This is a genomic window from Paenarthrobacter sp. NPDC090522 (assembly GCF_044769225.1).
In the GTDB taxonomy this organism is placed as follows: Bacteria; Actinomycetota; Actinomycetes; order Actinomycetales; family Micrococcaceae; genus Arthrobacter.
In genome coordinates this window covers 22,532-42,054 of sequence record NZ_JBIVXL010000010.1, presented here as the reverse complement: position 1 = coordinate 42,054, position 19,523 = coordinate 22,532, and the positions used below count along the sequence as shown (strand labels likewise).

Annotated in this window: 20 protein-coding genes; 11 read left to right on the top strand and 9 right to left on the bottom strand. The window is 64.4% G+C overall.

The window, feature by feature from the left end:
* Positions 1 to 102: 102 nt before the first annotated feature.
* The 5 genes from ACIQT2_RS14440 to ACIQT2_RS14420 all read right to left on the bottom strand — a co-directional run bounded on the left by ACIQT2_RS14440 (position 103) and on the right by ACIQT2_RS14420 (position 5,080).
* A complete protein-coding gene (locus ACIQT2_RS14440) occupies positions 103 to 1,587 on the bottom strand; it encodes an NAD-dependent succinate-semialdehyde dehydrogenase (protein ID WP_402947592.1) in 1,485 nt (494 codons plus the stop codon).
* A gap of 27 nt (positions 1,588 to 1,614) precedes the next feature.
* Positions 1,615 to 2,073 carry an NUDIX domain-containing protein gene (locus ACIQT2_RS14435; protein WP_402947589.1) on the bottom strand — a complete coding sequence of 153 codons (459 nt, stop codon included), beginning with the start codon at positions 2,071 to 2,073 and terminating at the stop codon, positions 1,615 to 1,617.
* Complete coding sequence (locus ACIQT2_RS14430) at positions 2,073 to 2,609, bottom strand: cysteine hydrolase family protein (protein ID WP_402947586.1); 537 nt, start codon at positions 2,607 to 2,609, stop codon at positions 2,073 to 2,075. The genes ACIQT2_RS14435 and ACIQT2_RS14430 overlap by 1 nt, the downstream gene beginning before the upstream one ends.
* Positions 2,606 to 4,036 carry a purine-cytosine permease family protein gene (locus tag ACIQT2_RS14425; RefSeq protein ID WP_400332842.1) on the bottom strand — a complete coding sequence of 477 codons (1,431 nt, stop codon included), beginning with the start codon at positions 4,034 to 4,036 and terminating at the stop codon, positions 2,606 to 2,608. Before ACIQT2_RS14425 ends, ACIQT2_RS14430 begins: the two co-directional genes overlap by 4 nt.
* Before the next feature lie 105 nt (positions 4,037 to 4,141).
* On the bottom strand, positions 4,142 to 5,080 hold the full coding sequence (locus tag ACIQT2_RS14420) for a flavin reductase (protein WP_402947583.1): 939 nt from the start codon (positions 5,078 to 5,080) through the stop codon (positions 4,142 to 4,144).
* A gap of 140 nt (positions 5,081 to 5,220) precedes the next feature.
* On the opposite strand from ACIQT2_RS14420, the gene ACIQT2_RS14415 reads away from it, so the two are divergent.
* From ACIQT2_RS14415 to ACIQT2_RS14385, 7 genes are all read left to right on the top strand, one after another.
* Positions 5,221 to 5,904 (top strand): GntR family transcriptional regulator, encoded by a 684-nt coding sequence (locus ACIQT2_RS14415; RefSeq protein ID WP_400332847.1) that lies wholly within the window; start codon positions 5,221 to 5,223, stop codon positions 5,902 to 5,904.
* Positions 5,905 to 5,967: 63 nt separating this feature from the next.
* On the top strand, positions 5,968 to 6,570 hold the full coding sequence (locus tag ACIQT2_RS14410) for an amino acid synthesis family protein (RefSeq protein WP_402947580.1): 603 nt from the start codon (positions 5,968 to 5,970) through the stop codon (positions 6,568 to 6,570).
* Positions 6,567 to 7,121 carry an amino acid synthesis family protein gene (locus ACIQT2_RS14405; protein WP_274258137.1) on the top strand — a complete coding sequence of 185 codons (555 nt, stop codon included), beginning with the start codon at positions 6,567 to 6,569 and terminating at the stop codon, positions 7,119 to 7,121. The genes ACIQT2_RS14410 and ACIQT2_RS14405 overlap by 4 nt, the downstream gene beginning before the upstream one ends.
* A 12-nt stretch (positions 7,122 to 7,133) precedes the next feature.
* The gene (locus ACIQT2_RS14400) at positions 7,134 to 7,871 is read left to right on the top strand and encodes an alpha/beta fold hydrolase (RefSeq protein WP_402947576.1); all 738 of its coding nucleotides are present in this window, start codon (positions 7,134 to 7,136) and stop codon (positions 7,869 to 7,871) included.
* The gene (locus tag ACIQT2_RS14395; RefSeq protein WP_402947573.1) at positions 7,861 to 9,348 is read left to right on the top strand and encodes an aldehyde dehydrogenase; all 1,488 of its coding nucleotides are present in this window, start codon (positions 7,861 to 7,863) and stop codon (positions 9,346 to 9,348) included. The genes ACIQT2_RS14400 and ACIQT2_RS14395 overlap by 11 nt, the downstream gene beginning before the upstream one ends.
* Before the next feature lie 11 nt (positions 9,349 to 9,359).
* A complete protein-coding gene (locus ACIQT2_RS14390; protein WP_402947570.1) occupies positions 9,360 to 9,563 on the top strand; it encodes a 4-oxalocrotonate tautomerase family protein in 204 nt (67 codons plus the stop codon).
* A gap of 53 nt (positions 9,564 to 9,616) precedes the next feature.
* Positions 9,617 to 10,684 (top strand): LLM class flavin-dependent oxidoreductase, encoded by a 1,068-nt coding sequence (locus ACIQT2_RS14385; RefSeq protein WP_402947567.1) that lies wholly within the window; start codon positions 9,617 to 9,619, stop codon positions 10,682 to 10,684.
* Between the two features lie 56 nt (positions 10,685 to 10,740).
* Here the strand turns inward: ACIQT2_RS14385 and ACIQT2_RS14380 are convergent, their stop codons facing one another.
* The 3 genes from ACIQT2_RS14380 to ACIQT2_RS14370 form a co-directional block, all read right to left on the bottom strand.
* Entirely contained in the window at positions 10,741 to 11,256 is a 516-nt protein-coding gene (locus ACIQT2_RS14380; RefSeq protein ID WP_402947564.1) for a flavin reductase family protein, read from the bottom strand.
* A 156-nt stretch (positions 11,257 to 11,412) separates the two neighbouring features.
* Positions 11,413 to 12,741, bottom strand: coding sequence for an MFS transporter (locus ACIQT2_RS14375; protein ID WP_402947562.1), 1,329 nt, complete (start codon positions 12,739 to 12,741; stop codon positions 11,413 to 11,415).
* Positions 12,742 to 12,799: 58 nt separating this feature from the next.
* A complete protein-coding gene (locus ACIQT2_RS14370; protein WP_402947559.1) occupies positions 12,800 to 13,546 on the bottom strand; it encodes an aspartate dehydrogenase domain-containing protein in 747 nt (248 codons plus the stop codon).
* Between the two features lie 130 nt (positions 13,547 to 13,676).
* Here ACIQT2_RS14370 and ACIQT2_RS14365 point away from each other — a divergent pair, with 130 nt between their 5' ends.
* The 3 genes from ACIQT2_RS14365 to ACIQT2_RS14355 all read left to right on the top strand — a co-directional run bounded on the left by ACIQT2_RS14365 (position 13,677) and on the right by ACIQT2_RS14355 (position 16,067).
* Entirely contained in the window at positions 13,677 to 14,444 is a 768-nt protein-coding gene (locus tag ACIQT2_RS14365; RefSeq protein WP_402947555.1) for an IclR family transcriptional regulator, read from the top strand.
* 83 nt (positions 14,445 to 14,527) lie between these two features.
* Positions 14,528 to 15,772: a WD40/YVTN/BNR-like repeat-containing protein gene (locus tag ACIQT2_RS14360; protein ID WP_402947552.1), complete on the top strand. Its 1,245-nt coding sequence runs from the start codon at positions 14,528 to 14,530 to the stop codon at positions 15,770 to 15,772.
* Positions 15,773 to 15,779: 7 nt separating this feature from the next.
* The gene (locus tag ACIQT2_RS14355) at positions 15,780 to 16,067 is read left to right on the top strand and encodes a MoaD/ThiS family protein (RefSeq protein WP_397325185.1); all 288 of its coding nucleotides are present in this window, start codon (positions 15,780 to 15,782) and stop codon (positions 16,065 to 16,067) included.
* A gap of 47 nt (positions 16,068 to 16,114) precedes the next feature.
* On the opposite strand, the gene ACIQT2_RS14350 is transcribed toward ACIQT2_RS14355, so the two are convergent.
* Positions 16,115 to 16,351, bottom strand: coding sequence for a hypothetical protein (locus ACIQT2_RS14350; RefSeq protein WP_400332887.1), 237 nt, complete (start codon positions 16,349 to 16,351; stop codon positions 16,115 to 16,117).
* A 271-nt stretch (positions 16,352 to 16,622) separates the two neighbouring features.
* Between ACIQT2_RS14350 and ACIQT2_RS14345 the strand changes: the two genes are divergently transcribed.
* Positions 16,623 to 19,361: an FG-GAP-like repeat-containing protein gene (locus tag ACIQT2_RS14345; protein ID WP_402947548.1), complete on the top strand. Its 2,739-nt coding sequence runs from the start codon at positions 16,623 to 16,625 to the stop codon at positions 19,359 to 19,361.
* The last annotated feature ends 162 nt before the right edge of the window (positions 19,362 to 19,523 follow it).

The window sequence follows — 19,523 nt, the reverse complement described above, 5'->3', positions numbered from 1 at the left end:
CGTGCAGCGAAAGTTAGCGAGGGTACGGCGGGTACGGGTTATGGCAGTACCTCCCATCGGCAGTCGGCTGCACCAGGCAGATCGATTAACCCACGTGTGCCATCAACGGCCGTAGGGGTCTGCGAGGCCGATGTATTGGGTGGTGGTGTATTCGTTGATGCCTTCGGTTCCGCCTTCGCGGCCGAGGCCGGAGGGTTTGACGCCGCCGAAGGGGGCTGCGGCGTTGGAGATGACTCCGGCGTTGAAGCCGACCATGCCGAATTCGATCTGTTCGGCCACGCGCAGGAGCCGGTTGATGTCGCGGCTGTAGAGGTAGGACGCGAGCCCGTATTCGGAGGCGTTGGCGAGCTTGATGGCGTGGGCCTCGTCCGTGAAGGTGGTGACGGGGGCGACGGGTCCAAAGATTTCCTGGGACAGTATTTCGGCGTCGTTGGGGACGTTGGCCAGGACGGTGGGTGGGTAGAAGTAGCCCGGGCCGGCCGCGGGCTGCCCGCCGGTGAGGGCGGTAGCGCCGGCGTCGACGGCGGCAGCCACCAAGGCATGGACGTCGTCGCGGGCGCCGGCGTCGATAAGGGGCCCTACCTGGGTTGCGGGTTCGGTGCCGCGGCCGGTGGTCAGGGCGCCCATCGCGGCGGCGAATTTGGCGGTGAATTCGGTGGCGACGGATTCGTGGACGAGGAAGCGGTTCGCGGCGGTGCAGGCTTCGCCCATGTTCCGCATTTTCGCGGCCATGGCCCCTTCGACGGCGGCGTCGAGGTCCGCGTCTTCGAACACGATGAAGGGGGCGTTCCCGCCGAGCTCCATGGAGGTGCGGAGCACGTTCTGGGCGGCGTCTGCCATGAGGCGCTTGCCCACGGGGGTCGAACCGGTGAAGGAGACTTTCCGCAGGCGCGGGTCGGCGAGCAAAGGCCCGGAAATCCCGGACGCTGAGGCGGAGGAGACGACGTTGAGGACTCCGGGTGGGAGGCCGGCGTCGAGCATGGTTTGGGCGAAGTACTGTGCCGTGAGGGGTGTGAGTTTGGCGGGTTTGAGGACCATGGTGCAGCCGGCTGTGACGGCGGGGGCTACTTTGCGGGTGGCCATGGCGAGGGGGAAGTTCCAGGGGGTGATGAGCAGGCAGGGGCCGACGGGTTTGTGCTGGACGAGGATTTTGTTCTTGCCCTCGGGGGTGGTGAGGTATCGGCCGTAGTCGCGGACGGTTTCTTCGGAGAACCAGCGCAGGAACTCGGCGCCATAAGTGACTTCGCCGCGGGCTTCGGCCAAGGGCTTGCCCATCTCCAGGGTCATGAGCAGCGCGAAGTCCTCCGCCCGCTCAACCACCAGGTCAAAAGCCCTGCGGAGGATCTCGGCCCGCACCCGCGGTGCGGTCCTGGCCCAGGAGGCCTGCGCGGCGTCAGCCGCATCCAGTGCCGCAATCGCGTCCTCGCTCGTGGCTGAAGCGAGCGTGGCGAGTACCTCCCCGGTGGCGGGGTCGTGCACATCGAACGTCCCGCCGTCGGACGCGTCCCGCCACTGACCGTTAATCAACAGCCCGGTCGGGACGGAGGCAAGCAGGGACATTTCACGGTCAATCGTCAAAGTGGTCATGTGATTCCTAGGAGATAGGCGGCCGGTTCACTTGCCCGCGGCCTGGATGACGGTGTCCAGCCAGGGAACGCGGTTGCAGAAACGGCTGATCTTGGATGGAAGGGTCCATCGGTACGCATCGTGTTCGTCGTTGAGGGTGAGTCGTCGCTGCGTGCTGACGGCCGTAAACGTGTGGACCAGCCACGGGTTGCCCTCCGCATCCGGGATGAGGAGTTGCTCTCCGCGGTGGAAGGCGGTGAGATCCGCGCGGGTAAGCCCCGCTTCTTCGCGGAGTTCCGTGAGGGCCTGCTGCTCGGGGGACATGCCCGCTTCGAGGTAACCGGTGATGCAGTGCCACAGGCCCCGCTCGTGTCCCACGCTCTGGCTGCGTTTGAAGAGGGCCAGCCGTCCGCGCCAGTGCACGACGGCGGCAACAACTTCGCGGGGCGGCCCGGCAGACGCTTCGGTCATTTCCGGGGCCGCCCCCTGGAGGGTTGGGGCATCCATCAGGCGTTCCGGTAGAGGAATTGCTTGCTGGTCAGGACTTCGCAGAGGGGTGAGAGCAGTTTCAGGAGCGCGAGGGTCTGTTCCTGGGCTGCGTCGCTGACGGCGGCGCAGGCGTCCGATACAACGGTGACAAACCTGCCTGCGTCCACTGCGCCAAGCGCGGTAGAGAGGACGCAACAGTCCGTGGCGACTCCGGTGAGCACCATTTCCGAACCCGCGGGCACCAAGGCCGCGAGCTCCGGACCCCATTTGGAGAAGGTGGGCGCGTCCACCACCGTTGCCGTGCCTGGGACATCCATGGTGATGTCCCAGGCCGCGGCCTCTGGCGGAAACCGCATCTGGTCCCAGCGCTGGTAGTAGGCGGACCAGGCTCCGTTTTCCTGCTGGTCCCGGACGAACCGGGTGAACACCGTGGTGGGGCCGATGTTCTCCTGCAGGCGGCTGATGACCGGCACAATCTCCTCATACCGGGGGACCTGCCATTGCCCTGAGTCGCGGAAAGCCCGTTGCATGTCCACCACTACCAAGCGCGTCACAGGGTTTGTGCCTCCGGACGGCGGTCCAGCATCTCCAGCCCGGACAGGCGCTTGCGGCGATGGGTGGCGAAGTAGACGCCAGCTGCGACAGCACCACCCACGTAGTAGGAGAGGTCACCGATGCCGGGGAAGGCTGCAGCGATGGGGCCGGTGTAGATGGATGACATCCAGAACGGCGAGGAGAGCACCACGCCGGCTGCCCAGGCTACGAAGCCCCACTCGAACTTCCGGGTCTTGTCGAACAGTTCGCGCAGGCCCCTCTCTGTGCGGCGGCCGCCCCGAAGGTAGTCGCACACCAGGACGGCGACGTAAGGGGCGATGCAGTAGGCGGTGAGGTTGAGGAAGGCGGTGAAGCCCTCGTTGAAGCCCGTTTGGCCCCACTGTGCCACCAGGTAGGAGGCCACGCAGATGACGATCACGGCAATGTGGCGCTTGACCGGTACCCCCATGGTCTGGATGGAGATGGCTCCGCCGTACACGTTGAGGAAGTTCTGCGTGAAGGAAGACAGTGCGACGACGCACAGGCCCACAGCGGCCCACGGACCCATGACTTCCTTCAAGGCGCCGATGCTGTCCGTCGCGGTGGTGGTAGAGCCGAGCAGGGTGCCCAGGATGCCCATCCATACAAGGGTGATGAAGTTGCCCAGCATGGTTGCCCAACCGGCACCGCGGCGGTTGGCGGCGGTGTTGGGCAGGTAGCGGGAGTAATCGGAAGCGAAAGGCATCCAGGCGACGATGAAGGAGAAGAACCAGCCGAAGAAGATGATCCAGCCGCCCACGCCGTCAAAGCCGGGAGCCGACTCGTTGGCCACGTTGACCACCTTGCCGTTGGCGGCGGCGACGATGGTGATAAAGACAAAACCGATCACCAGGACGAAGGACAGGATGCGCTGGAGGAAGTGGATGAGGTTGTAGCCGATCACGGCAACGCCCAGCTGGATTCCCATGAGGATCAGGGACGAGACCCAAAAAGGAATGTCCGTGAGGAGGGCGATCGCTTGTCCGCCCAGGATGACGGTTACGGCCGCCCAGCCGATGCCGGCGAAGACGTTCACGTACGCCACGGGGAACAAGTTCCCCACGAAGCCCAGCGGACCACGGCCTTGCATCTGCTGTGGAATGCCCAGCCGGACACCCATGGCGGACAGGTAACCCATGCCGGCCGAGGAGATGACGCCTGCCAGGATGATGGCCAGGACAGCCGCCCAGAACGGAAGCCCAAAGTACGTGGCACTGAAGCCGAGGACCACAATGGGGAAGTTCATGCCGGCGGCGAACCAGAGGAAGAACTGCGAACGTGGCTTGCCGTGGCGCTCGACGTCCGGAATATGTTCGATGCCGTAGGGCTCGATCTTGGTGAGGCTGTCGCGGTAGCCGCGATCTTCGGCGACGCTGTCTTCGGCGGCGCGCATGGTTTCAGGGCTCATGATTGTGTCCTAATGTGGGAAGCGCACCTAGGTGCACTGCTTACGAGCAGACAGGCTGGCGTGGCTGTTTTCCTTTGTCCGAGGTTGGGCAGCCGCGCCGGCTCTTTAGAGTTCGGCCAGGGCGTCGCCGTCGAAGAATCGACCGGCTTTGTAGACCATGGGTGCCGAGCCGCCGGTTTCCGCATGGCGGACCCGGCAGATGAAGACCGTGTGGGTCTTGGCTTGGAAACGTTCCTGGATTTCTGCCTCAAGCGAGGCAGCGGAGCCGTCCAGGAGCGGGCTGCCGTTGGGTCCGTCGTGCCAGGGAAGTTCTGCGAACTTGTCCGCGGCTTTGGAGGCGAAAGTACGGACGGTTTCGCGCTGGTCCGTACCCAGGATGTTGATGCCGAGGTGGCTTGAGGAAAAGAGTGCCGAGTAGGTGCTGGACGTCTTCTGGACGCAGACGAGCACCAGCGGCGGTTCGAGGGAGACGGAGCAGTAGGAGTTCGCTGCCAGCCCCTTGGGAGTGTCGCCTTCCTTGGTGGTAACTACCGTGACGCCGGTGATGAACTGGCGGTTGAACGCCTTCATCAGGTCCGGGTCCAACTCGGGCAGGTCGGCAACGTCCGGCACTACGGGTGCAGCAATGCCGCGGAGCGGACGGATGCCCAGGCCTGCGAGCAATTCGCTGCCATCCCAGGTCACGGATTCACGGATGATCTTCCCGTTGTCCAGGGTCAGGATGTTCGAGCCCCGGGTCTGGACGGTCAGCCCAGTGGGCGGAACGCCCAGGTACTCGTGGGTGTGCGTGCCGGTGGAAGTCCAGAACACGGCCACAGTGCCGTCTCCTTCAACCACGTCGTCAACGGTAGTGCTCAGATCGGGGAAAGCCTCCCGGACCGCAGCGATTTCCGCCTTGAGGCCGGCAAGATCGACGGTTGCTCCTGTCGCCTTGCTGGTGCGTATGTAGCCGGCCGCCATGAGGGCGTCGAGAGCGTCGAGGTCTCCCTTGTCCCAAGCTGCCAACCATGCTGATGTGATGAGCGGTTCCAACGTCTGTTGCATACCAATGACAGTAAGCCAGCTCACAAGGAAAGGTCAATACTCTGCTGATATTCAGGCAAGTTCCTTGCAATTGCTGGGATTTCGGAAAAGTTGGAGCCCAACTGTTGACGCCCTGATGCATGCAACATACGCTGTGATGTATGCAAGACGAACTCGTAGTTATGAGCGAATCCGCTGAGCAGGACGGCCTCCTCGGCAAGATCCGGCGACTGGTCCTCGGGGGACAATTCCCTCCGGGCGCGGTCCTCCCGGAGGCCTTCCTGGCGCAGGAGTTCGACGTGAGCCGCACTCCTATCCGGGAAGCGCTCAAGCAGCTTCAGCATGAGGGCCTGGTGGAGATCCGGCCCAAGGTGGGCACCTTTGTCCGCGAACCTACGCGCAGGGAGATCATCGAGCTCTTCCAGCTCAAGGAATCGTTGGAAGGCCTCGCCGCGTCGCTCCTGGCCCGTCGGGGCGAAGTTCCGGAACTGGACGTGCTGCGCCGGAACCTCGAGGCCTCCGAAATGGCCGGCCTCACCCACGATCCTGACGCGTACGCCCGGCTGGTCCACGAGTTCCACTGGACCATCGTCCGGGGTTCGGACAACCGCAAACTTGTTGAGCACTACGAACGGCTCATGAACCAGTTGGCTTACCAGCGGCTGGTCCTGCAGACCGTGGAGCACCCGGGGCGCATCGAAGCCTCCACCCGGGAACACCGTGCCGTCCTGGAAATGATTGAACACAAAGACCCCTTCGGTGCCGAAGCCGCCATGCGGAACCACGTCCACGCTTCCTCGCGTGAAGCCCTCATGCCGGGTCCGGACGCCGATCACAAGCACTGACCCCATAAACCGAAAGGAAGCCATGCGCTTCTTCAGCCTGCCTGACCACCCCGGAACCAAACCATGACCGGGCCCAGCATCCGCAAAATCGTCTATTACAGCGAAGAAATCCTGCTCGAAAACGACGCTGCCCCGGCAGTCCCTGCTGTCCGGGCCACGGTTGCCGCGGTCATCGCGAACCCGTGGCTTGAGGGAACAGCAACTGATGACCTCAGTCCGGAGGTCATCCAGGTAGCTCCCGTCCTGGCCCGCCAACTCACCGACATCCTCGCTGCCAACCTGGGCGGCGTGGACGCGATCGAAGCCTTCGGCAAAGCCGCCGTGGTGGGTACCGACGGTGAAATCGAACACGGAGCGGCCCTCATCCACACCCCGTTCTTCGGAAACCTGGTCCGCGAATACTTCGAAGGCGAATCGATCATCTGCTTCGCCGACGACAGGGCCGACGCAGGCGCCTCCCTCGTCGTGCCGCTGTGGCACAAGAATGCCGCCGCCACCCGCACCCATTACCAAACCGCAACCACACGCATCGGTGACGCTCCGCGTCCTGGCGAGATCGTCGTCGTCCTCGCCGCGTCCACTGGCCCGCGGCCGCACTCAAGGATCGGCGACCGCCTCACCGATCCGATCGTCAAAGCAGAAACACTAGGAGAACTTGTCTCATGAGCATCCGAAAAATTGTTACCTTCACCGAAGACGTCCTCCTGGAAGGGGGCCGGGAAGTCAGCCCGGCAGCCCGCGTCGCCGTTGTCGCGGCGATCGTGAAGAACCCGTGGGCCGGCCAGGGCTTCGTCGAAGACCTCACACCCGGTATCGATGAGAATGCCTCGGACATTGGAGCCCTGCTGGCACCCCGTGTCCTGGAGGCCCTTGGTGCTCCGGCAGAAGCCTACGGAAAGGCCGCGATCGTGGGCCTCAACGGCGAAATCGAACACGGTTCGGGCCTGATCCACACGTTGGCTTTCGGGAACCACTTCCGCGACGCCGCCAACGCCACCACGCTCCTGCCGGCTGTCGAGAAGCGTGGTCCCGCAGGTGTGCTGTTCGACATCCCGCTCAAGCACATCACGGACGCCACCATCCGCTCGCACCACCAGACCATCGAGGTCCGGATCAACGATGCCCCGCATGCCGACGAGATCGTGATCGCCCTCGCAGCCGCAGCACAGGGACGTCCGCAGCAGCGCCTGGCAGCGTTCTCCACCGAATCGAAGTAGGTGCCTTCCGCCGTGAGCCGCCAGCGCATAGCCCTGATCCACGGAGTGGGACTGGACGGATCCATGTGGGCGCCACTGCGCGAATTCCTTGAGCCGGAGTATGAGGTCCAGGTCCTGGAACTCCTGGGCCATGGACGCCGGGCGAAGGCCCCTGACGGTGTGACGCTCGGGGAGCTCTCGGCGGACATCGCAGGGCAACTCCAGCCGGGAACGCACCTGGTGGGTTTCTCGCTGGGAGCCCTGGTGGCCCAGCACCTGGCCAGGTTCAGGCCCGATCTCGTGTCCACGCTGGTATCCGTCGCCTCGGTCTGCGCCCGCACGTCCGAGGAACACGCTGCGGTCATGGTCCGCCTCGCGTCGGCGGCCTCGGACTTCCCGGCAACAGTGGAAGCCTCCATCCGGCGATGGTTCCCGGAGGGGTCCGGTGTTCCGGACCAGGTCATCGAGGAAACGCGGGCGGTCCTGCAAAGGAACGATCCCGAGTCGTTCCTGGCCTGCTACCGGGTCTTCGCCACTGCTGACGCGGAGATCGCCCCGGAATTGCCGCGCATCACCGTTCCGGCCCATGCCGTGACGGGCGAGCTGGATCCCGGTTCCACCCCGGACATGAGCGCCAGGCTCGCTGCGGCCATTCCCGGCAGCACGTATTCCGTCATCCAAGGAACGCGCCACATGATGCCCGTGGAACGCCCCCAGGAACTCGCCACCACCATCACAGCTTTCATCAAGGAGCATTCACATGTCCGGTGAACGTCGCTACGACCACTTCATCAACGGAGGATGGGTCCCGCCCACCAGCGGTGACTACTTCGACAGCACCAATCCGGCAACCCTCGAGGTGCTGTACCAGGCAGCGCGGGGCGACGAGGCCGACGTCGACCGTGCCGTTTCTGCCGCGAGTGCGGCTTTCGCGAATCCCGCCTGGCAGGACCTGAGCCAGACCAAGCGTGGCCACCTCCTGCGGAAGCTGGGCGACCTGATCGGCGAGAACGCCGAAGAACTCGCCCAGCTGGAAACCCTGGACAACGGCAAGCTCCTGCGCGAAATGCGCGGGCAGCTGGCCTCGCTCCCGGAGTACCTCTACTACTACGCAGGTCTCGCGGACAAGGTGCAGGGCAGCCAGATCCCCACGAACTCCGTGACCATGCTGAATTACACGCAGCGTGAGCCGCTGGGCGTGGTTGGCGCCATCACCCCGTGGAACTCCCCGCTGACCCTGACCACGTCCAAGCTGGCCCCCGCGTTGGCGGCCGGAAACACCCTGGTGATCAAGCCCAGCGAGTACACGTCCCGGACCATTCTCCGCGTGGCCGAACTCGCCAGCCAGGCCGGGTTCCCGGACGGCGTGGTCAACGTGGTCACGGGATTCGGCCAGGAAGCCGGTGCTGCCTTGGTGAGCCACCGCAAGCTCGCCAAGATCTCCTTCACCGGGTCCACTCAAACCGGGGCGCGCATAGCCTCCGAAACAGCGTCACGCTTCATCGGCTCCACCTTGGAACTGGGCGGCAAGAGCCCCAACATCGTGTTCGAGGACGCTGATGTGTCCAACGCCGCCATGGGCGTCATCGCAGGAATCTTCGCTGCTGCGGGGCAGACCTGCATTGCGGGCAGCCGGGTGTTCGCCCACCGCAGCGTCTACGACGAACTGGTGGAACGCGTTGCAGAGCGTGCCTCCTCGATCATCATCGGAGACCCGCTCCTCGCCTCAACCGAACTTGGACCGCTCGCGTTCGGAGCCCAGCTGGACAAGGTGAGCTCCTACGTGGACATCGGGGTCCGTGAGGGCGCAACGATACGCACCGGCGGGAAGCGGCCGGACATCGATCTTCCCGGCTACTTCTTTTCGCCCACCGTTCTCACCGACGTGGACAACACGATGCAAGTGGTCAGGGAGGAGATCTTTGGTCCGGTGGCAGCGATCATGCCGTTCGACACCGAGGACCAGGTAGTAGGCCTGGCCAACGACACCGAGTACGGACTCGCTGCCGGCATCTGGACCCAAAACCTGGCCCGTGCCCACCGCATGGCCCGCAGGCTTGAAGCCGGAACGGTCTGGGTGAACACCTACCGCGCCATGTCTCCCATGTCCCCTCGGCAGGGGTTCAAGAATTCCGGCGTGGGCATTGAGCACGGACTCGAGTCCATGCACGAGTACACGCGCCTCAAGAGCGTGTGGATCAACACCGATGAGGGTCCGGTATCCGATCCCTTCGTCCTGCGCAGCTAAAGGAGTCCCACATGCCACTTATCGAAGTCTCCATCGCCAAAGGCCGTTCGCCCGAGCAACTCCGCTCGCTCATCACCGAACTGCACCGCGCCGCCGAAAGGGCAGTGGGTGCGGTCCCGGAAAACACCACGGTCATCATCCGCGAAATCGAGCACGAACACTGGTCCCGCGGCAACCAAACCATCGCCGAGCGCAACGCGGCAGCATCCCAGTAGCCGCAGCCACCCACAGCGGCGGTACGCCTCGCCGTGAACCAAAGGAGTTACCAATGCGTTTTTCCCTTTTTGTCCACATGGAACGCTGGGACGAGTCCGTCTCGCACCAGGAATGCTTCGAAAACCTGACCGAGCTTGCCCTCCTTGCCGAGGCCGGCGGGTTCAGCACAGTGTGGATCGGTGAACACCACTCCATGGAATACACCATCTCCCCGAGCCCCATGCCGCAGCTGGCCTACCTGGCGGCCAAGACCTCGCGCATCCGCCTCGGCGCCGGCACCATCATCGCGCCGTTCTGGAACCCCCTCCGTGTAGCCGGTGAGTGCGCCCTCCTGGACGTCATCAGCAACGGCCGCGCAGAAGTGGGCCTGGCCCGCGGCGCGTACCAGTTTGAGTTCGACCGCCTCATGGGCGGTATGTCAGCAGTCGACGGCGGCAAGCACCTCCGCGAGCTTGTCCCGGCCGTCCGGAAGCTGTGGGAAGGCGACTACGCCCACGACGGCGAAGTGTGGCAATTCCCCACCTCCACCAGTGTCCCCAAACCCCTCCAGAAGCCCACCCCGCCCATGTGGATTGCAGCGCGGGACATCTCCTCCCACGAGTTCGCGGTGGAAAACGGCTGCAACGTCATGGTGACGCCGCTGATGAAGGGCGACGAGGAAGTGGAGGACCTCGCCCGGAAGTTCGATTCCGCCGTGGAAAAGAACCCGGACGTTCCCCGCCCGGACCTCATGGTCCTCCGGCACACCCACGTCCACTCCGCCGACGAACCCGAAGGCTGGCGCCGCCCCGCCGAAGGCATCAATAAGTTCTACCGGACGTTCGACGCGTGGTTCGGCAACAAGACCACGCCCGTCAACGGATTCCTCGAGCCCAGCCCCGAGGAGAAATTCGCCGAGCGCCCCGAGTTCACGCCCGAAGCACTCCACAAGACGGCCATGATCGGCACGCCCGACGAGATCATCGAACGGCTCCGCCACTACGAATCCTTGGGCGTCACCGAGTTCAGCGTCTGGTCCGACAACAGCCTCACCCACGAAGAAAAGAAGCGCTCCCTTGAGCTCTTCATCGAGCACGTGGTGCCCGCCTTCCAGGAGCAGCCCGCCGCTGTTTCCAACTGAGGCACAAACAACGACGGCGGATGGTCGCCTTGGTGACCATCCGCCGTCGGGCGTTCCTAGCCGATGCGGGACGCGTCTGTGAGCCGGTGGAACGATCGGTCGTGGTAGACCAGCGGCTCAGCGGTACCCGGCGCGCCGTGGATCTCCAGGACCTCTGCCGCCAACAGGATGGATGTACCCACCGGAACCCGGTGCGTGATCCGGCAACGCAAGGCCCATGGTGCTGCCCGAAGCAACGGCTCACCCGTGGGCAGCGTGACCCAGTCCATGCCGGCGGTGAAGCGCTCAGTGCCGGGGCGGGAGAAGGTCTTCGCCAGTTCCAATTGGCCCGCATCCATCATGTGGACCACCACTGTTTCGGCCTGGATGAGCTGTTCCGCCGATCTGCTGCCGGACAGGGAGAAAGAGAGCGCCGGAGGATCGGCGGACACCGAGGCCACGGAGGAGGCGGTGAGCCCCACGGGACCCCGTTCGCCGGCCGCGGTCACCACGGCCACACCGGCGGGATGGGTGCGGAAAGCGCTGCGGAAAAGGTGGTGTGTTGTGTCGGCCGGGGCGCTGGAGAGGGGCATAACCTGTGCTTTCGTTGCTGGCCCTGGGATTCCGGAGCCTCTCCTACCCTAAAACCTCAACATTAGTTGAAGTCCAATCCGTGCGGGGCAGGGGCTGCCACGGCCGTACGTGGCTAACGACGGCGGGTGGTTGCGGACACGGCGCCGGCCTGGGAATCAGGCTTCAAGGTCCAGGGATCCCTTCCGGCCTGTGTTGGGCAGGGCCAGCAGGCAAAGAATGCTCACCGCGGCGGTCGCGGCCAGGTAAATGGCGACTGGATCCGTGCTTTTCCCGCTCGTTGCGAAGAGGGCTGTGGCAATGACCGGCGCCAGGCCTCCACCCAAAACATTGCCGAGCTGGTAGCCCAGGGAGATGCCGCTGTAGCGGACGCCAGTCCCGAAGAGTTCGGCGAAGAACGCCGCCATGGGTGCGTGGATGGCTGCGGAGCCGCTGTACGCAACGACTACGGCCGCCAGGATGACACCTGTGTTGCCGGTCCGGACCAGCGGAAACAATGCAAAGGCAAAGACCACCAGGAAGGCCCCGCCGAGAAGCATCACTGGCTTCCGGCCGATCCGGTCGGAGAGTGCTGCCCAGGCTGGAACGGTGACGACCTGCAGCAGAAGACCCAGCATCGAGGCGTTGAGCAGCAACGTGCGGGGAAGTGCCAGTTCCTGCGTGCCGTAGCTGAGGAGGAACGTGAAGACGACGTAGACGAACGTCGAATAGCCCACCAGCGCTCCCGTGGACAACAGGATGGCCTTGGGTTGCTTGCGGATAACCTCCACCAACGGGAGCCTCGCCGGCTTGGACGCGTCTTGGTTCTTGAGGAACGCCGGTGTTTCGTCGATGCCAAACCGGACCAAGAGTCCGACCGCGCCAATGACGATGCTGGCAAGGAAGGGCAGCCGCCAGCCCCAGGCAGCAAAGTCGTCTTTGGGCAGCGCACCCAGCAAGGAGAACGCTCCGGTTGCCAGCAGTGCGCCGATGGACACGCCCAGGATGGTCCAGCTTCCGTAGAACCCCCGCTTGTTGGCTGGAGCATGTTCGATGGCGATCAGCGCGGCCCCGGCAAACTCGCCACCCGCGGCGAATCCCTGGATAAGCCGCAGGAGGACCAGGATGATGGGCGCCCAGATCCCTATTTGGGCGTAGCCGGGAAGCACGCCGATAAGAACTGTGCCGCCACCCATGCAAACAAGGGTCAGGAGCAGCATTCTCTTGCGCCCGAGCCGGTCCCCAAAGTGCCCGATGATGATTCCGCCCAGAGGCCTGGCGAGAAAACCTGTGGCGAAGGTGGCCAAGGACAACAGTGTGCCGATTGCCGGGTCCGTGGCCGGGAAGAACACGGCGTTGAAAACCGTTGACGCTGCGATCGCGTAGGCCAGGAAGTCGTAGTACTCGATCGCCGTGCCGGCGCAGGACGCCACGGCAAGTTTGCTGAGTGATGGACGGGATTCCGGATTCTGGTTCGAGACAGTCTCGGGTGAGATCGTTTCCTTCACAGTTCACCTCGTTTGTTTGTATGCGCAGGCGTCATTGCCCGGGCGCAGGGGGGAGTGATCAGCCGAAAACCAGGCCCGGCCGCTGTTCCATGGCTTGTTGCAGACTTCCGAGAACGGAAGCGGCCATTTCCGTGCCGGAGACGCCTTTCATGGGCTGCTCCTTGACGACGTGAAGGCGCGACCCGTCGGCTCCTGCCGCGCTTGTTTCCAGGCGTCCCACGGGTGCGTCGGGGTCACTGACCAGCCGCGCGCGGCAATGATCCAGACCGACCGTTGCCAGCGCGTACGTCACCATGGCGTTGACGTTCCGTGGGTACAGCGCGGCGATTCCCCGCACGGGTCCGTCGTAGAGGACCATCCGTCTGTCCGTGTGCTTGGGTGCCGGCTCAAGGCTGGACGGGGACTTCACAAATTCGATGGTCGCCGACTTCCATTGCTGGGGCAGGTAGCTTTCGACGCCCACCAGGGCTCCGTGCGGCAGGATCAGCCGAGTCCCATGCTTTGTTGCGGTTTCAGCCAGAGCATTCCGGACGGCGTCGTCCACCACGGCGCCGCACGAAAGGACCATAAGGTCCGATGTCCTCAGGATCCGCGCGCCGTGTTCCTTGACTACATCGGGATGGGCCGCCTCAACCACAAGATCGGTTTCGCGAAGTTCGTCATCAGTGGCCAAGGTGGTAGTGGCAATCCCAGCGCCCAGGGAGCGTCCCTGGACGAAGGTCAACTGGTGGCTCGCCGCCTGCAGAACGTACGACGCAATACTTGTTGCAATTCCGCCGCCGCCAATTACGCCGATTCCCGCCACAACCGCTCCTGATCTCTGCTGAAAGTCGCCGCTCGTTCAACGGCAGATGTTTAAATCTAGCTTTGGTCTCCGCATGACGGAATAGATTGGTCTAGTATTCCTCTATGCGGAATTTGATGGTGATGAACCCGTGAGTGACACCCTGCAATCAGTTCAACAGGCCCTTCGAATCCTCGACTCCCTGCAAACCAGGTCCGAGCTCGGAATTACTGACGTAGCCAAGGAACTCGGGTGTGCCATGTCCACAGCGCACCGGCTGATCTCCACGTTGGCCGAGGCCGGTTACGTGCAGAGAGTCACCACCGGCAAAAAATACCGACTCGGTCCGGCCATGTTGGGTGCCAACGACGCATCGGCCATCGAGCACTGCATCGAAAAGGCGCAGCCACATATGGAGAGCCTGCGTGATGTATCCGGTGAGACCGTCCAACTGGCCGTTCTGCACAAGGCGTCGATCCGCTTCGTTGCCGGCGTCGAGTCCCGAAACATCATGCGCGTGACAAGCCGCGTGGGGACGTTGATGCCTGCCAACGCCACGGCCTCTGGAAAGCTGCTCCTGTCCCTTCGGGACGAGGCCGAGTTGGCCAGTCTCTATGCGGACGGCCTGCCCGCTGCCCTGACGACGGCGGGCACGACGTCGATGGAGCGGTTCGTGGCGGAGGTACGCCGGGTCCGCGAGCAGGGCTTCGGGCAGAGCATCAACGAGGTGGAACCTGGAGTAGCTGCGCTCGCGGTTGCGGTGAAGCGTCCGAAGGGCAGGACTCTTTGCGCACTCACCGTCAGCGGTCCGTCGTCGCGCTTCGGGGCGGATGAACGCCCCGGAAACCCATATGGCCAGACACATCTCGAGGAGCTCCGGGCCCACGCGGACAGGATCTCCGCTGAGCTGACCTTCTGACGCCTTGGTAGGCGCATGTTGGGGGCACCGGCCTATCCACATAAGCCGCATACCCATTGCCCTCCCCGCCCCACGATGGTTCGATGGGACTCATGGCAACCCCACGTACCGCACAGAGTTATGTCTTGGCGATCGGTACCAAAAAGGGTCTGTGGCTGGCAACCAGCCCTGACCGCAAGGATTGGTCCCTCTCCGGCCCCCACTTCCTGATGAACGAGATACCGAGCATCGGGATTGATACGCGGGCCGGCAAAACACGCATCATGGTAGGTGTCCGTTCGGAACATTGGGGCCCCACCGTGGCACATTCGGATGACTTTGGTGCCACGTGGACCGAGCCTGACAACGGTGCCATCACGTTCCCCGAAGGCACCGATGCCGCCCTGGAACGCATTTGGCAGATCTACCCCGACGCCGAATCCCGCCCCGGCGTCGTCTGGGCCGGTTGCGAACCGATCTCGGTGTGGAAGTCCACCGACGGCGGTGAGCACTTCGAGCTGAACCGCGGACTGTGGGACCACCCGCATCGCAGCGAGTGGGGCGCCGGTTACGGTGGCGCGGCCGCACACTCGATCGTCGTGGACCCCTCCGGCGAGCAGGTCCACATAGCCATGAGCACGGGTGGCGTCTACAGATCGCTCGACGGCGGTACCTCCTGGGAGCCTCGGAACAAGGGCATCTCGGCCTACTTCATGCCCGATCCCAACCCGGAGTTCGGCCAGTGCGTCCACAAGATCGCGGCCGACGCCACGGTAGCGGGCCGCCTGTACGCCCAGAACCACCACGGCGTGTACCGCACGGATGACAACGGGGAGAACTGGAACTCGATCGCCGAAGGACTTCCCGCAGACTTCGGATTCGTGATGCTGACCCACCCGCGCCGCGAAGGCACGGCGTGGGTGATCCCGTTGAAGGCCGACGGCGAACGCATCCCGCCGGACAGCAAGTTGAGCGTCCACCGCACCGAGGACGCCGGCAACACCTGGACGGAGTTGCACACGGGACTTCCGGACCACGAGTACAACGCGGTGCTGCGTGACGCCGCCGCCGTGGACACTGGAGACCCCGTCGGCGTGTACTTCGGAACCCGCGGCGGCTCCGTCTATGCCAGCGCCGACGAAGGCGGGACCTTTACCGAAGTAGCCTCACACCTGCCGGACGTGCTGTGCGTGCGGGCCGCCGTCGTGGTGGGAAACCCGGCGGGCGTGGAAGCGCCACTGGCGGCCGCCGAAGAGACGGTACTGGCGGAGGCGGCCGAGATCGTGGAGACAGCCGCGAAAGCAGCCGGGGCGCCCGAAGATCCTACCGGCGCCCCGGCACCCGCTTAGGTCCGTTGTGGCTGACATAACGGTCCTGCTGCCTGGTGTCCTGCAGCCACTCGTCGGCGGACAGTCCTATCTGACTGCGTCCGCCGACGGGGCTGTAACCGTTGGACAGTTGCTGGACACTGTGACCGGTGAATATCCGGTCCTGGCCCGGCGCTTGCGTGACGAAACCGGTGCGCTCCGCCGTTTCGTGAATATTTACGTGAACGGTGACGAGGTCCGGCGACTCAAAGGGCTGGATACGGAAGTTTCTGGCGGCCAGGAGGTCTTGATTATCCAGTCCGTGGCCGGCGGCTGAGCGGGTGCCTGGGTTGGGCCCGTGCCCAAAACTCGGAGGGTAGTGGTTCAGGCGACGCGCCAAACGCTGCACTCGTCGGTATTGATGGCTTTCCTCATCCCGGAGACGCGGTCCATGATCCAGACAACGCCGATTCCCGGCGCTGTTTCCTGGACGAGTCCGCGACGGATCACAACATCGTCGTAGGCCGGTCCCACGGACATGCGGGCCTCGATTTCGTCTCCGCGGTGGAGTTGGCTGATCGCGCGTATACGTGTTATTCGAGTTTTGACTTCCTTCAGCATGGTGTCCTCCTGGCTGGAGCTGGTGCCTGCACTTGCCGGCTATTCCAGTGTGGCGGGGCATTGTTGCCGGGGTATTTCGGCATGGTTAGGGTCCGGTTAGCATTGGGCGCTGCCGGAGTTTCAGGAAATGCCCGACGCCGGAACGCGCCACCGGCGGGGTGACGCGCCGACGCTTGACCCGAACGTCCGCCGCAGTCAGCTGGGCCGGTTGTAGCCTGATGTCGGTTCTTGGGACTCACGGGAACCGAAGGCTCGGTCTCTGGGAGATTCCATGGGTTTGCTGCGGCGTGCAATTGCGGTTTCCACGGGCTTGGTGGTTTGTGCCACCGGTCTGTTTTTTGTCCAGGCCCCGGCAACGGCCGTGCCGCTGCCCAGCCCCGATAGTCCGAACGTCAGATTCGTCGAGGGCACACCGCACTCGGATCACGTCTTCGAGACGCCGCCCACTGTTGCGCCGCAACCCTCCCAAGGATCCACCGACGTCGAACGCCGCCTCAGCGACGGCGTGGCCGCGACGGGTCCCAACGGTGACATCCGGATCCGGCTCGTCACCGCGAAGCTGGCCGACAATACCAACACGGTGTCCATGAGCGGAGCCGAGCAGGCAGTGGCAGCCACCAGTGGCTACTGGAAGGCGATGACGGCGGGCCGGCTGTCCATGACTGTGGACTCCCGGGTGGCCGGATTCCAGTCGAGCGCCCGCTCCACGGACAGCTACGGCACCATCATCTCCACCATCACCAGCGAGTTGAAATGGTCGGCGAGCCCCTACACGGCGTTGGTCATCTTCATCCCGAGCTCTACCTTGTCCGGCAACGCACTGGGTGCCGGTTACAGCAGCGGAAGTTACAACGGCCGGGTGCTGATGCCGCAGCTCAGCAGCTTCTCCAGCAATGTGATGACCCACGAGTTCGGACACGTGATCGGCCTGATGCACGCTGACGCCCTGCAGTGCGGAAGCGGTGTGACGGACGTCGGGACGGACAGCAGCGGCAGGTTCACGGACCCCTCCTGCTACATCCGCGAGTACGGTGACACCACGGACATCATGGGTGCGGCGCAATATGCGCAGCCCGTAGTGAGTTCGTCGTTCTGGGACTATGCGGGCTTCGGGCGGGGAGACGAGATCCGGGACGTGGGGGTTGCCGGCGGAGTCAAGAGCTACACCCTCAAACCGTGGGGCGGAACCGACGCGCAGCGGGCCATCAAGTTCACGGACCCTGTGAGCAAGGAGGTCTACTACCTCGAGCTCCGCCAGCCGGTGGGCTACGACAGCTACCTCTCCGCGGCGGGCCGTGAGGGCAACCGCGGCGTGAAGATCGTCCAACGTGGGGGCGCGACCATCGCATCGTCGCTGATCCTCATGCCGTCCACCATCCCGTTCACCGAACCCTGGTACGCCAAGAACCACGCGTGGCAGGCCGGCAGCACGTTCACGACGTACACCGGCACCCAGGTCACCATCAACGCGGTCTCCAGCACGTCCGCCACGGTCACCATCAATGCCGATCCGAAACTCAAGAGCCGCATGCGCTTCTCGGCAGGGGATTTCGACGGCGACAAGCTCCCCGACGTGATCTCCCGCGAGGCTGATGGCTCGCTCCTTCTCTTCGGCGGCCAGTCCGGGAACCGGCTGAAAGATCCGGTGCAGATCGGATCGGGCTGGGGCATCTTCAACGCGGTCCTCGGCACGGCCGACTTCAACGGTGATGGCTTCGCGGACATCATCGCGCGGGCCAGCGACGGCGGACTGTGGCTCTACCCCGGCAACGGCAAGGGAGGGTTCCTGGCCCGGAGCCAAGTGGGCTTCGGCTGGCAGGGTTTCCCGCAGATTGTGGCCGTGGGGGATTTCGATGGCGACTCGCGCAACGACCTCCTTGCCGCCGGTAACGATGGACGCTTGTGGCTCTATCCGGGCAACGGCTCGGGTGGCTTCCTGGCCGCGACGCAGATCGGCCAAGGCTGGGATGTCTTCAACACTCTCGCGCCGGCGGGTTCCTTCGGCGGCGGAACTGCCGGACTCCTCGCCCGGGCCAGTGACGGGACCCTCTATGTCTACCCCGGCGACGGTGAGGGCGGCTTCAAGCCGCGTGCCGCCGTCGGAAGTGGTTGGAACGGTGCCGGCGACCTCATCGGCGGCCCGGACCTGACGGGTGACAAGTCAGCGGATGTCCTGGCGGCCGCGCCGGGCGGCGGCATGACCCTGTACCCGGGCGACGGCAGCGGTTTCGCTGACCGTCTTGCCATCGGTGCCGGCTGGACCGCTTTCAGCCAGGTCTGGGAGGCCGGCGATTTCGACGGCGACGGCGTGGCTGACGTCCTGGCGCGTGGCAAGGACGGCGTTCTGTGGCTTTACCCGGGAAACGGTTCGGGGGGCTTCCTGCCGCGCAAGCAGATCGGGACGGGGTGGAACATGTTCACCACGGTGCTCAGCGCCGGCGATTTCGACGGCGATTCACGTCCCGACCTCGTGGCGCGGGCGACCGATGGGACGCTGTGGCTTTACCCGACGGACGGCAAGGGGCAGTTCCTGGCCCGGAAGCAGATTGGTACGGGGTGGCAGTGGTTCACGCAAATGCTGGCCCCCGGCGATTTCACCGGTGACGGAAAGCCGGACATCGTGGCGGCGTCCTCGGATGGAACGTTGTGGGCCTATCCCGGGAATGGCAGCGGCGGGTTCCTGGCCCGGAAACAGATCGGCTCCGGCTGGGACATGTTCAACCTGGTGCTGCAGGCCGGCGACTTCAATGGCGATGGCCGGGAGGACATCCTGGGCCGGAGCAGCGATGGTGGATTGTGGCTTTACCCGGGCGACGGATCCGGTGGCTTCCTGTCGCGTTCCTACCTCGGGTCCGGATGGAACATGTTCTCCGGCATCGCGGCGTTGGGCAACGGATTTACCGGGACTGGCGACCCCTCAGTGGTGGGGGTAGCCGGGGATGGCTCGTTGCTGCTGTACTCCGGGACCGGCGCAGCCAAGTTCAAGCCGGTGGCCCTGAATCCGCGGTAGTCCCGCCAGCATTCCTTCGCCTACTCGCGCTGCGTGCTCCGCAATCAGGTTGCGCGGGACGCTGAAATGCCCGGCATGTTGGGGAACATGCCGGGCATTTCTGTGTGTCGTCACTGGTGGGCGCTCCCAGGAGCCGGGAAGGAGCGCTCCTCCGCTACAGGC

Bases quoted from the DNA above. Each gene is read 5' to 3' on its own strand.
- ACIQT2_RS14440 (WP_402947592.1), bottom strand. From the start codon at position 1,587: ATGACCACTTTGACGATTGACCGTGAAATGTCCCTGCTTGCCTCCGTC.
- ACIQT2_RS14435 (WP_402947589.1), bottom strand. From the start codon at position 2,073: ATGGATGCCCCAACCCTCCAGGGGGCGGCCCCGGAAATGACCGAAGCG.
- ACIQT2_RS14425 (WP_400332842.1), bottom strand. From the start codon at position 4,036: ATGAGCCCTGAAACCATGCGCGCCGCCGAAGACAGCGTCGCCGAAGAT.
- ACIQT2_RS14420 (WP_402947583.1), bottom strand. From the start codon at position 5,080: ATGCAACAGACGTTGGAACCGCTCATCACATCAGCATGGTTGGCAGCT.
- ACIQT2_RS14415 (WP_400332847.1), top strand. From the start codon at position 5,221: ATGCAAGACGAACTCGTAGTTATGAGCGAATCCGCTGAGCAGGACGGC.
- ACIQT2_RS14410 (WP_402947580.1), top strand. From the start codon at position 5,968: ATGACCGGGCCCAGCATCCGCAAAATCGTCTATTACAGCGAAGAAATC.
- ACIQT2_RS14405 (WP_274258137.1), top strand. From the start codon at position 6,567: ATGAGCATCCGAAAAATTGTTACCTTCACCGAAGACGTCCTCCTGGAA.
- ACIQT2_RS14395 (WP_402947573.1), top strand. From the start codon at position 7,861: ATGTCCGGTGAACGTCGCTACGACCACTTCATCAACGGAGGATGGGTC.
- ACIQT2_RS14390 (WP_402947570.1), top strand. From the start codon at position 9,360: ATGCCACTTATCGAAGTCTCCATCGCCAAAGGCCGTTCGCCCGAGCAA.
- ACIQT2_RS14385 (WP_402947567.1), top strand. From the start codon at position 9,617: ATGCGTTTTTCCCTTTTTGTCCACATGGAACGCTGGGACGAGTCCGTC.
- ACIQT2_RS14380 (WP_402947564.1), bottom strand. From the start codon at position 11,256: ATGCCCCTCTCCAGCGCCCCGGCCGACACAACACACCACCTTTTCCGC.
- ACIQT2_RS14360 (WP_402947552.1), top strand. From the start codon at position 14,528: ATGGGACTCATGGCAACCCCACGTACCGCACAGAGTTATGTCTTGGCG.
- ACIQT2_RS14350 (WP_400332887.1), bottom strand. From the start codon at position 16,351: ATGCTGAAGGAAGTCAAAACTCGAATAACACGTATACGCGCGATCAGC.
- ACIQT2_RS14345 (WP_402947548.1), top strand. From the start codon at position 16,623: ATGGGTTTGCTGCGGCGTGCAATTGCGGTTTCCACGGGCTTGGTGGTT.